Source organism: Veronia nyctiphanis, from assembly GCF_004116385.1.
Classification (GTDB): Bacteria; Pseudomonadota; Gammaproteobacteria; order Enterobacterales; family Vibrionaceae; genus Veronia; species Veronia nyctiphanis.
On sequence record NZ_PEIB01000031.1, the window covers coordinates 31,992 to 44,672 of the forward strand.

A 12,681-nucleotide genomic window follows, 5' to 3' on the forward strand; every position below is an offset into this window, starting at 1 on the left:
CCAAGATTCTGCAAAGTCACGCTGCGCCAAAAGAGACATGCGGCGTTCAGTTTGTAGATTCACCAAGAATGACGGCACGTGATGTTGGTGTGAATTATGAATACGGTGCAAAGCCCGCTATTCGTAATATCAACCTCGATATCGGCGAAAAACAAGTACTGGCGATGATTGGTCCTTCAGGTTGTGGTAAATCCACATTCCTGCGTTGCCTCAACCGCATGAACGACACGGTTCCAGGTTGTGAGGTCAAAGGTTCAATCGTGCTAGACGGCCGCGATATCTACGACAAAGATACTGAGATTGTTGAGCTTCGCTCGCAAGTGGGTATGGTATTCCAACGCCCAAACCCGTTTCCTAAGTCAATTTTTGACAACGTTGCCTATGGCCCACGTATTCACGGTCTTGTTGATAACAAAGATGACCTTGAAGGTGTGGTAGAGCAGTCTCTTCGTCGTGCAGGTTTGTGGGACGAAGTGAAAGACCGTATGTATCAACCAGCAACAGGGTTGTCAGGTGGTCAGCAACAGCGTCTGTGTATTGCTCGTACTATTGCGATTGCGCCTGAAATTATCCTGATGGATGAGCCTTGTTCCGCGCTCGACCCAATTGCGACGGGTATCATCGAAGATCTGATTGAAGAGCTGAAAGAAAACTTCAGTATTGTCATCGTGACTCACTCAATGTCTCAGGCTTCACGTGTGTCTGACAGAACCGCTTACTTCCATTTGGGTAATCTGGTTGAAATCAACACCACTGAGAAAGTCTTCAATGACCCAGAGCACAAACTGACTCGCGACTACATCAGCGGTCGTTTCGGTTAATTCTTGACTCAAAATCATTGAATCGAAAGCGCAGGGCGAAAACCCTGCGCTTTTTTGATCATCAAACAGTAACTCTTGGGGATAATTGAGCGTAACCGAACCAATGTGTCGAATGCGTGGTCAATCAGCAGGGTGAATTCGATTTTGGGCTTTACATCTTGCTCTGTCGGTTTTAATATTCTGCCCGCTTACGGAGAGATGGCTGAGTGGTTGAAAGCACCGGTCTTGAAAACCGGCATACGTTAATAGCGTATCTAGGGTTCAAATCCCTATCTCTCCGCCACATTTGAAAAAGCCGCTGATTACAGCGGCTTTTCTGCTTTCTGCTTTCTGGTTCCACCCACACAAAACGGAACCCCGGCACTAAAAAAGCCACCGAGTTACTGGTGGCTTTTTTGAAATAATCCATGTAACGCTGAGTATTGGTTTAGAGGTAAAGCTTAGCTACTTCGCCCGGCTCCAACTCTTTACCTTCAAGGTTTTTATTCCAGTTAATGCCAACCAGCACACCGTCTTCGTCAAGTGTGATCAGCCAGTCTTCAATAAACACGTCCAGCGGTATTTCTTTTACTTCGAAATCAGCCCACTCCTCAACATTATGGAAGGCCGCATCTTCTTTTGAAGACCAAAAAGGCATGACTTCACTGTTTTCAAATTCAGTAGAATCACAAGCCAACCAGCCTTCTTCATTTTCAAGGCTCCAAACGACGCGTGATTTTTGCGTTTCTTCGACAAATAACAAAAGGTTTGCCTGAATGTCAGCCGTTAATTTAGTCATTTCTTTTTTCTCTTTGTAAACTTTCCGCACAGGATACCATTGGCAGGGCGTGAAGACTCATGACATTTTCAATGTTTAGCGAGAAAGTCTTTCCGCGGTGTGGCTAATAAGCCTTTTCTGCGAGTGCGGCTATTGTGGCTGAGAGAGTAAAGTTTTGGAAAGCGAGATGTCAGTGATTCAAATCCGGCCCTACCGACAGGGTGAAGAAATAAAAATTCGCGAGGTGTTTTTTCACTCTGTACGCAATGTTTGTATTCAGCACTACAGTCAACAACAAGTTGAGGCATGGGCCGTTGAAAGCTATGACGCAGATAAACTGATGGCGATGTGTAAACACAACCAACCTTTTGTTGCGATCATTGAAAATGAGATTGTGGGTTACTCTGATCTTCAGGACGACGGTTTGATTGACCAATTCTTTTGCCACTGGCAAGTTCAGAGGCAGGGGGTTGGTCAGGCATTGATGAACCATATATTCGAATTGGCGGAAGCGCGGGGTATTGACCGCATTCATTCCCTTGTAAGCATCACTGCCAGACCATTCTTTGAGCGAATGGGATTTCATGTTGTTAGAGACAATGAGGTAGAGGTTCGTGGTGTGTCGTTGAACAATTTCGTGATGGAAAAGGTGAGTTAGAAGCCATCATCCGTGCGTGAATTTTCTTGCTCACGCATAGCGTCGAGGTAGGTATCAGAGGTTGAGAAGTAAACAGTATCCATTTCTGTTGTGTCAGATGTGCGGCCGTCGCTTTCTTCCACTCTCGTGATGTCTGCTTCAGCCGCGTTTCTCGATGATTCTGATTCTTTGAGATTAATCTCAGGCGTATTGTCTGAGAAAGAAATTATCCCTGAACGCTTGTCAGTGCTGCCGTCACCAAGCGTAATTTCAATACTGTATTCGTGGTTCCCCGGTGGTATAGGCTCTGTCCAGGGTATTTTAATGTTCCAGTCGCCATCCACATCTGAACGGGTCATGTAATTCCGGTCACCCATAAAGAGTTGTACTACGCTCCTGGTTCAGTATCGCCATAAAAGAGTGGGTAGGGGTCACTCACGACTTCGGCATTTTCAGGTATGTCTAACGACGGTGCTTTGCTATGAACGGGCGCAGCAAAACCTGTCTTCTTGCTTTTTGTGTTGGTGAAATCTTCACGATCGAAGATAACTCGGCCATACATAATGTCGCTGGAACCATCGCGTTGCTGGATAGACAGAGTGTAATCATTTCCGCCTTCAGCCAATGAAATACCTGCTGGCAGGGTAAATGCCCAGTCGCCGTTATCGTCGGCATGAGTGTGTAGCTGTTGTTCGAGCAGCTCAATAGAGACCTCAGCTCCTGCCGATGCTTTTCCCTCAAACATTGGGCGTGCAATCTGAACGGTTTGCGGTTCAAGGTAGCTGGTCGTTGGTGGGAGAGTGACGCGTGACTGCGTTGCACCATTTAAAATCGCCAGCGCTTGCTGTTCTTCTTCCAAAGCTGGATATGGCCACATGCGGGGGCTTTCCGTTGCATTAATGACAGTATCAATGCTTTGTATGTCTTTCTCGGTCTTGGCAAAGAAATCATCAGGCACAAACCCGCTTACTGGCGCATTTTTTTGTAGATCAGGGGAAGCGAATTCAGTTTGTGCAGTGTCATCTGTCGACGAAGTGTCAGCAGTCTCTGAGGCGGAAATCTCCGGCATGCGTTGTCGGAACCAAACGTCGGCATACTCATATTCTTTCCCGTCAATTGTTGTGTAGCTGCCGATTAAACTAATGAGGTTATCGTTATTTACCGTATTCGAAGTTTCTAAGTTGAGGTTGAGAGAAGCAATGTTCGCTTCAGCAAGAGAGATAAGTTCTCCAACGTCTGTTAATCCATTGGTGTTTTTATCAACCCAGACATTCAGTTTCGGGAAGATTGCATCTGTAATGTCAATTTTTCCATCTGCATTTACATCGTGCTCTCGAAGTGCCTGAAAACCGTCCTGCGCCCTTTCGCCATTGCTGAGTAGGGTTCCTTCACCGAACATTTCACTGCCGTCATTAATTACACCATCCCGGTTTTTATCCCACACGAGAAAGGCGTCACTGTTACTGACCCAGCCAGTGATTCTGGATACACCATCGGCATTTAAATCAAAATGAATGTGTGAAACATCTGATGACAAGGTCTGAATGCCGTCCCCATCGAGGTCGATGACAATCGGTGTAACAAAGTCATACGCTTTCACCTCAACATTCAGGCTAACGTCCGCGTAATCAGGACCAAGGGCTGGTAAGGGCCAAGGCATTGTAAACCACCCGCCGGGTATATCTTCCCACTTTGATTCTGTGCCTGAAATCAACTCATTATCAAAACCACCATGATTTTTGTATCCTTCGGAAAGAAGAACATAGTGAGTTTTATTGCCTTGGGTTATTTTTGCGCCGTCATTGGTCAGTGAAATTGATGCATCGCCTGTGGTGTAACCGAAGTTGGCACCATCTGGAATTAGAAACAGCCCCATGGATGCCGCATTATTGACGTAGGCGGTGACGTTTTTGCTGCCGTTATTGTAGTCGGCAATTCTTGAAATCATGACCTCGACATCAATGATGTTTCCATTGTTGTCCATCACATAGTAGCCAAGGCTACTTTGCATTTTCGGCCAACCGCCATTCCAGAGATTTTGCATTCTGATTTGTAGTTGTTTGACACCATTGAGATCCCAGAGCCCCTCGCTATTTCGCGTTACGGCGTCATTATCGAAGATGGTGACACCAGCAGATGCCCAACCACTTTGGTATTGTGTCGACGCCTTGAGGGTATATTTTTCTCCGCCTTCGTAATGGCTGTCTTCATACGTTTCTACCAATACATCAAAGGAATTTGTATTAGCCGCAAGGTTAATGCCGGACGACGTATAGTTAGACCAGGAGGATGTCCCACTCACACGATACTTGAGTTGGCTGTTGAAATCGTAGCCCGCACTTGCAGTGCCGTTTTGGTACTGAAGAGTGACATTAGTTGTGTTGGCCGATTGACTGCTCATTGTGAACGTGTGGAAGGGGGTATGTCCTTCCCATGCGTTAATGTTACTGAGGTTTGATGTCAGTACGGGCGCTGAATCATTATCACTGATAGTCACAACGCCTTTACCTGACGATGAATTCCAGCTATCGCCCTCTACACGCGCCCAGACTGAAAAGGTTTCGTTGCCTTCATAAACGTTGTCGTCATGTGTTTTGAAGCTTAGGTCAAACGAGGAATGGCCAGCGGGTACATCTATTGTGTAGCCGCTCCCGATGTTGCCAGTATGGTGTTGCCAACTTCCACTACCAAAACGCACCCAGAACTCACTCTCAGAAAAATCACTGCCTGCTGCGGCAGATGCCGAGTCAAGATCAATCTGAACGCGTGTTGTTTGATCTGAAGACCTATTGAGAGTGACAACAGGGTAGGCATAGCCATTCTCGGTGACAGACACGTTTGACACGTTGCTGACATGTATCGGGTCATTATCATTAATGGTGACTGTGCCAATGACGGGTGATTGGTTCTCTGCATTTGCCCTGATGGTGAAGCTCTCCGTGGTCTCATTTACTGAATTATCTACAGTGCCTACTTTTACACTAAAGCTTGACGTGTTGGCGGGGACACTCAGCCACTGACCTGAAGCAAAGCTCCCTTTGTTTTGCCAGCCATTGCCGTCGTTAAAATTCACATAAAGTGTTTCATAATGGTCAACGTTGCCGCCCAACGCCGAGCCATTCCAGGCATCGAGCCATATTGATGTTGCGCTGGTTGAGGTGTTACTGAGCGTAACGGTAACAGAGGCGTCTTGACCTTCGGTGACTGTGGTGCTGGATACAGACGAAACAGTGGGTTTATCAGAATCATCGGTGAGCGTTATAACGCCTTTGTGCTTGCTCCCGGTCCAAGATTCACCCTCAACTCTTGCCCACACTGAAAAGTTCTCGTTGCCTTCAAAAACATTGTTATTCAGTGTTTTTAAGCTGAGTTCGAAAGATGAATAACCGGCAGGGACGTCAATAATATATCCGCTTCCAACATCGGCCGTATATTTTTGCCAACTGCCAGCCGGGTAGCGAACCCAAAATTCACTGTCGGAGTAATCGCCGTCCGCTGTTGTCGCAGATCCATTATCTAGATTAATTTCAACGCGTGTTGTCTGTGTCGAGGTTGTACTGAGTGTAACGGTAACAGGCTCTGCGTAACCGCCCTCGGCCACCGTGAAGTTTGATACACTCGTGACACTCATCGGATCGTTATCGTTGATGGTGACTGTGCCAATAACGGGTGATTGGTTCTCTGCATTTGCCCTGATGGTGAAGCTCTCCGTGGCTTCATTTACTGAATTATCTACACTGCCTACTTTTACACTAAAGCTTGACGTGTTGGCGGGGACACTCAGCCACTGGCCTGAAGCAAAGCTCCCTTTGTTTTGCCAGCCATTGCCATCATTAAAATCCACATAAAGTGTTTCATAATGGTCAACGTTGCCGCCCAACGCCGAGCCATTCCATGCATCTAGCCAGACCGACGTCGCACTCGTTGAGGCGTTGGTTAGCGACACTGTGACAATGGCATCTTGCCCTTCGGTGACTGTGGTGCTGGATACAGACGAAACCGTGGGTTTATCAGCGTCATCGTTCAACGTAATGTACCCTCTACCTGACGTTCCGTTCCAACTGTCCCCCTCAACTCTCACCCATACCGAATAGTTCTCGTTGCCCTCGTAAATATTGTCATCATGGGTGTCAAAACTCAGTTCGAATGATGTTACGCCCGCAGGTACGTCAATGGTGTGGCCGCTGCCAATAGTCCCCGAGTGTTTGACCCAACTGCCCCCATTGAAACGCACCCAGAACTCGCTTTCTGAGAAATCACCACCTCCGACTGTTGCCGAACCATCGTCTAAATAGACCTCTACACGTGTCGTTAGCGCTGAAACTTTGCTTAATGTCACGTTTACAGGTTCTGCATATCCACCTTCGACAACCGTATAGTCTGATACTGAAGTAACACTCGGTCTGTCGTCACTGTCATCAATGTTGGATGGTTGCGACGTGATATAGCTGGCTTGATTGTAAAGCGCTCTGGCTTGAATGGTGAGTGTTTCTGTGCCCTCGTATATGTCGTCATTCATTGGCTCGGCATAAATGAGGACGCTGCTGTGATTCGCCGGGATAGCAATATCCGCGGCATAGGCGTTACTCGAATTGAGCACCAATTCACCGATTTTTACGGTGCCAGCGCTGTTCCAGATAGTGAGTTTTCCCGTGTAATCACTGAGAATATCCGCGGTATGCAGGCCGTCGTTAACATTCAGTCTGATGACGGTGGAGGTGGTGGATGCGTTGGACAGGTTAAGTGTCCAACCGGGCCAGCTTGACTCTGAACCTGATTGTAAAGAGTTGATGGTTGAAACGACAGGGATGTCTTGGTCATCAGTAATGATTGAATCAGCGGATGTGACCCAACCCTGGCCGTCTGTGCGGCCATAAATCACGAAGGTTTCATTTCCTTCATATACGTTGTCATTGCTTACTTCGGCATTGACATGCAAGTCAGTAATACCAGCAGGAACGTTGATGGATGCTGTATAGCTGTTGCTGGCATTTAAATAATACTCACCAACCCAACCGCCAGCGGATGTATAGACGTGAAGTCTTCCCGAGTAATCGTCACCAAACATCGCCTGATGGCCGGAATCGTTAAAAGCCAGTTCTACGGTTCGGTCTGACGTGGCAGGGTGAGAAAGTTGAACAGACCATTTATTCCAAGGATAGGTACTTCCTTCTGCCGTACCGTTAATATTTGCGATTTGAGTGATACGCGGTATATCGGCGTCATCATTAATCACCGCCGTTGCAGAGTCAACCCAACTTGTTTGCGTATCGGCAGCTCTTGCCTGATTTTTAATGTTTCATTTCCTTCGTACGTGCTGTCGTTAAGCGGCTCTGCGTATAACTTCAGGCCCGTTATGCCTGCTGATACGGTTATGTCAGCCACCCAGCTATTGCTGGCATTCAGTGTTATTTCGCCTTGATAAACATTATCTAAAGAGTAGATGCGGATGACGCCAGAATAATCTTGCGAAAATGTAGCTTGATGGAGTGCATCTTGGACATTGAGTTTCACAACTGTATCGTAGATTGATGCATTTGAGAGGTTGAGAGTCCAGCCCGGCCAAGCACCACCACCCTCTACACCATCTTGCAGGTGTGTCACTGATGACACTGTGGGATTGTCAGGGTGATCCCAAATGATTGAGGCTGATGACTTAACCCAGTTTTGCCCGTCTGTGTGGGCCAAAATCGCAATGTTTTCATGGCCTTCATAAAGCGTATCATCCAGTATCTCAGCGCTGACATGCAGCTCCGATACACCAGAAGGCACCGTTACCCAAGTTTTATAGCCGTTGCCAGCGTTGAGCGTGAACTCGCCCAGAGAGGTGCCTGCGGCAGTGAAGACGTGAATCTTGCCCGAGTAATCGTAACCGAACGTCGCGGAATGCTCAAAATCATTAAAGCCGATTTCAACAAGATGGTCCGACGATGCGGCATTCGAAAGTTGTAGCGACCATTTATTCCAATTAGGGCTTTGGCCTTCTGTCACGTCTAAAAGGTAAGAAATCTGGGTAACACGCGGTGTATCGTCAGCATCAGTAATAGTGATTACGCCTTTGTCAGTTGCGCTATCCCACGTGTCACCGTCGACCCTAAACCACGCGTAGAAATTTTCATCACCTTCATACACGTTGTCATTAATGGTTACTAACTTAGCTTCAAACGCATCGACGTTTGCAGGCACGTTGAAAACATGGCCATAAACTATGTCGTGTTCGTATTTTTGCCAACTTCCGCCGTTATAACGGATCCAAAATTCATCGCCAGAGTAATCACCGTCTTCTGCAGATGAGGTGCCACCGTCAAGATTTAGTTCGATAGATATCGGAGATGTCGAGGCATTGCTGAGAGTGACAGCAATCGGTTCTACATAGCCTCCCTCACTGACTGTGTGGCTGGAGACACTCGTCACATTTGGTGTGTCATCGACATCAGTAATGGTAACTGTGCCTGATTGGGCAAGGGAGGCTTCATGTTCAGTGCGCACTTTAATGTCGAATGCCTCGTTATTTTCAAAGACATTGTTATTTGTGGTGCCCATCCGCACCTGAAAAGATGCGGTGTTGGCAGGCACGTCGATCCAATTTCCCAAATAGAAATCACCCGGTGCCTGCACCCAGTTCGTGCCATCGAAATTCACCCACAAATCATTGCTGTTCCAGTCATTGGCTTCATCAGCTGAACCTGGGTAAGCATCTACCAAACTCTAGTTATAGAGGTGGACATATTACTCAGGGTTACGGTGACAACAGCATCGCTGCCTTCTTCAACCGTAATATCGGAAACAGATGCCACGGTTGGTTTATCGGCATCATCGTTGAAAGTCGCTTCTTCTGAGACGATATAGTTGCTCTGCGTAGACAAAGCCCTTGCTTTGAGTTTTATCGTCTCGTTGCCTTCATAAATATCGTCGTTGGTGGGGTGGGCGTAGAGTTTCAAGCCAGTCTGACCAGCAGGTACAGCGATGTCTGCCTCCCAGTTATTGCTGAGTTGTAGGGTTACGGTGCCTATCTTTACATCAGCCATGTTGTAAATATCGATAGTGCCCGTGTAGTCCTCAAGGAACGTAGCCTGATGCAGGGCGTCATCAACGTTAAGCCTGACGACAGTGTCTGACTGAGAGGTATTTGATAGGTTCAGCGTCCAGCCTGGCCAGTCTCCGCCTTCAACACCTTGATGAGGGAGCGTCGTCAGCGACGTGACGGTTGGGTTATCGGCCTCATCGTCAAGCGTGGCCATTTGTCCGTTACCCTGCGAGCCATTGAGGAAAGCGAAGGGGAATATTTTTTCGTTGCCCTCATACACATTGTCGTCTTTTGGTTTGATAAAGACACGGAGGGCAGTCTGCCCGGCAGGCAAGGTGACGTAAAAGTTAGCCCCTGAGGAAAAACTACCAACGTCCCAGAGTCCGTCGCTGGCACCAACAGGGGAGATAGGGTTTCCATTAATATCTTCGGTATAAAGTTGTGATTCAAAGTTACCAAAGCTGCCAGAGTAAAAATTGTCGTTGAACGCAATGGTGACATTCATGTCTTCATCGGAAGGGTGCGTGGTCGTGAATTGCCAGCCAGGGCCCTCATCGTGAGTTGTAGCATTCTCCATGCCGTTTTGAATCTTTACGCCTGTTCCATGAAGAGTTGGCGGTGATTCATTGTCATTGAGCGTGACAGTACCACCTACCTGAGTTTGTCCTTCGACGTTGGCCCCAATGACGAATCCTTCAGTGCTCTCATAGACATTGTCATTGGTTGTGCTCATACGTAACTGAAACGATGCGGTGTTTGCTGGTACGTCAATCCAGTTTCCCGTATAAAAATCACTTGCGACCTTGACCCAACTGCTGCTGTCAAAATTTACCCAAAGCTCGCTGCTGTTCCAGTCATCAGTTTCGTTAGCTGATATAGGATAAGCATCCACCCAAACACGGGTCGTTGTGGTGGATGTGTTACTTAATGTGACGGTAGCCGTCGCATACTGTCCTTCCTCGACTGTGACATCGGAAACAGATACTACTGTTGGTTTGTCGGCATCATCGTTGAAAGAGGCTTCTTCGGAGGCAACATAATCACTCTGGTTATAAAGAGCGCGTGCTTTGAGCTTTATCGTCTCGTTGCCTTCGTAAATATCGTCGTTTGTGGGCTGTATGTAGAACTTCAGGCCTGTCTCACCTGCGGGTACAGCAATATCAGCTTTGTTCGTTTCATTGAATATTGCCTCGCCAACTATCGCATCTGTCATTGAGTAAATGTATACCCTATCGGTGTAATCATCTGCTTGGGAAACTTGATGAATTGTATCGTCAAGATACACTCTCACGACAGTATCAGTGATGGATGTGTTTGATAGCGCTAAGGTCCAACCTGCCATGGTCGTTCCTTCAATGCCATCCTGAATTTTAGTCAGAGCATTTACTATTGGTTTGTCAGCGTCGTCGTTTAACGTAGCTGTTTGTCCGTTACCCTGCGAGCCGTTGAGGAAGGCGAAGGGGAATATTTGTTCGTTGCCCTCATAGACACTATCGTCTTTCGGTTTGATAAAGACACGGAGGGCAGTCTGCCCGGCAGGCAGTGTGACGAAAAAGTTAGTCCCTGAGACAGTGCTACCAATGCTCCAGAGTCCGTCGTTTGCTCCAACAGGGGAAAGAGGGTTTCCGTTGATGTCTTCGGCATAAAGTTGTGATTCAAAGTTACCAAAGCTGCCAGAGTAGAAATAATCGTTGAACGCAATGGTGACATTCATGTCTTCATCGGAAGGGTGTGTGGTCGTAAATTGCCAGCCGGGACCTTCGTCGTGAGTTGCTGCATTCTCTGAGCCGTGTTGAATTCTAACGCCCGTTCCATGAAGAGTTGGCGGCGATTCGTTGTCATTGAGCGTGACGGTGCTTATCACTTGAGACTGACCTTCCGCATTGGCGCGAAGGGTAAAGCTCTCAGGGCCCTCGTAGATATTGTCATCCACCGTCGCGACTTTCACGCTGAATGTGGACGTGTTGGCGGGAACATCAACCCACTGACCTAAAGCGAAATCGCCCTTATCACGCCAACCATGTCCGTCGTTGAAATCAACATATAAGGTCTCGCTGTGGTCATCAACGCCCAGCGCAGAATCATTCAATGCGTCGAGCCAAATTCTTCCGCCAAGGGGAGATGCATGGCTAAGAGTGACTGTAATGGTTGTGTTCTGACCCTCATCAATCGTTGTGTCAGACACAGAGGAAACGATGGGGTCAATCTGATAGCTATGATTTTTCGTCCCAAGCGTCGACCCGTTTCGAGAGACACTGACGTCAAGTGACGAAGCTGCGTAAAGATCTGAACCTAGTATGTCAATTGAAAACACACCGCCTGCACTGACGTCACTGCTTGTGAGTGTGTGGCTGAAGGTATTCCCGTTGGACGACACTTCAATAACGTCACCTGTTTTACCGATAGAATATTGCCCTGTGATGCTGATGGCGCTTTGTGCTTCTGAAATGGTAACTTGGTTATCGGGAGTCACCGGGTTTATGGTCACGAAGCTTGTGTGTTCGATCGTGTAATGCGTGTCAACTGAAGAGGTAGTTGCTGTGTTGCCAGCGGAGTCAGATGCGACAAGTTGTGCACGTAATGCACTGTGATCGACCATGTCAGAAAACGCTACTTGAGCACTGAAGTTTCCTGTTGCATCTAAGGTGGCAGAAACTACCTGTGTGCTGTCAATCCATAAGGTAATGGTATCACCTGTTGAATAGTCGCCTGATGCTTTTCCTTCTATCGTGACATTGCCTGCGGTTTTATCCGTGTTATCGAGGGTAAAGTCGGCGCCCGATATGCTGGTGATCTTGATGATGACGGGCAAGGTGTAAGTTTTAAGCTTAACGTCTTCTTCGTTGCTGGTAACATCGCCCCACGTGATCATCATTTTCCCGTCGTCTGAGCCTGAGATGTGAGGGCGGGAGTTTAATGACCATGTGGCATCTTCTGAAACAACGATTTTATCACCGACCTTTTGGCCTGCAGAAGAAAAACGCTGCGCAACTATGTCTGTTGACTGGTCGGCTGCATCAGCAAACTCCCAAGTAACCGCAAAACCACCGTCACTGAGGCTGGCGATGTCAGGGTATTGTATTACTTCGCTCTGATCCCCATCGGCGGTGACGTTGTTGACGGTGAACTCGCTGCCAAGTGGTGTACCGTCTTGACTGAAACGCTGTCCAGATATATCGGTGGTATTTTGTGATGCGTTTTCGTTAAGCCAGACCACCACATAACTATTGTCATCCAGCACGGTAACGGAGGCATACTCTTGGTCGCCAGTGATGGCCGTATTGACAACGGTTTGGTTACCAATCTTTTGTCCATTCCCGTCGAAACGCTGCATCACCACGCCGTTTTGGTGGCCGTCGAGATCGTGGGCATGCCATACGGTGACATAGCCACCATCAGAAAACGCCGCGGTTTCCGGGTAAAAACTTGCATGGTCAGA

At 47.7% G+C, this 12,681-nt stretch carries 7 protein-coding genes and 1 tRNA gene; 3 read left to right on the forward strand and 5 right to left on the reverse strand.

Annotation, left to right across the window (positions count from 1 at the left end; translation table 11 throughout):
* Nucleotides 1-68 precede the first annotated feature (68 nt).
* Complete coding sequence (gene pstB / locus CS022_RS19305) at nucleotides 69-821, forward strand: phosphate ABC transporter ATP-binding protein PstB (RefSeq protein WP_235869529.1); 753 nt, start codon at nucleotides 69-71, stop codon at nucleotides 819-821.
* A 192-nt stretch (nucleotides 822-1,013) separates the two neighbouring features.
* Nucleotides 1,014-1,104 (forward strand) — tRNA-Ser (locus CS022_RS19310).
* 144 nt (nucleotides 1,105-1,248) lie between these two features.
* On the opposite strand, the gene CS022_RS19315 is transcribed toward CS022_RS19310, so the two are convergent.
* The gene (locus CS022_RS19315; RefSeq protein ID WP_129122943.1) at nucleotides 1,249-1,599 is read right to left on the reverse strand and encodes a DUF2750 domain-containing protein; all 351 of its coding nucleotides are present in this window, start codon (nucleotides 1,597-1,599) and stop codon (nucleotides 1,249-1,251) included.
* Nucleotides 1,600-1,771: 172 nt separating this feature from the next.
* Between CS022_RS19315 and CS022_RS19320 the strand changes: the two genes are divergently transcribed.
* Nucleotides 1,772-2,236: a GNAT family N-acetyltransferase gene (locus CS022_RS19320; protein ID WP_129122952.1), complete on the forward strand. Its 465-nt coding sequence runs from the start codon at nucleotides 1,772-1,774 to the stop codon at nucleotides 2,234-2,236.
* Here CS022_RS19320 and CS022_RS19325 read toward each other — a convergent pair.
* Genes CS022_RS19325 through CS022_RS19340 form a run of 4 tightly spaced genes read right to left on the reverse strand, consistent with a single transcriptional unit; the run spans nucleotide 2,233 to nucleotide 12,576 of the window.
* Entirely contained in the window at nucleotides 2,233-2,574 is a 342-nt protein-coding gene (locus tag CS022_RS19325) for a hypothetical protein (protein WP_129122944.1), read from the reverse strand. The two genes, CS022_RS19320 and CS022_RS19325, sit on opposite strands and share 4 nt — an antisense overlap.
* Nucleotides 2,575-2,603: 29 nt before the next feature.
* Nucleotides 2,604-7,451: a Calx-beta domain-containing protein gene (locus CS022_RS19330; RefSeq protein ID WP_129122945.1), complete on the reverse strand. Its 4,848-nt coding sequence runs from the start codon at nucleotides 7,449-7,451 to the stop codon at nucleotides 2,604-2,606.
* A complete protein-coding gene (locus CS022_RS19335; RefSeq protein WP_129123614.1) occupies nucleotides 7,448-8,920 on the reverse strand; it encodes a hypothetical protein in 1,473 nt (490 codons plus the stop codon). The genes CS022_RS19330 and CS022_RS19335 overlap by 4 nt, the downstream gene beginning before the upstream one ends.
* Nucleotides 8,914-12,576: a Calx-beta domain-containing protein gene (locus tag CS022_RS19340; protein WP_129123615.1), complete on the reverse strand. Its 3,663-nt coding sequence runs from the start codon at nucleotides 12,574-12,576 to the stop codon at nucleotides 8,914-8,916. Before CS022_RS19340 ends, CS022_RS19335 begins: the two co-directional genes overlap by 7 nt.
* Nucleotides 12,577-12,681: the final 105 nt, after the last annotated feature.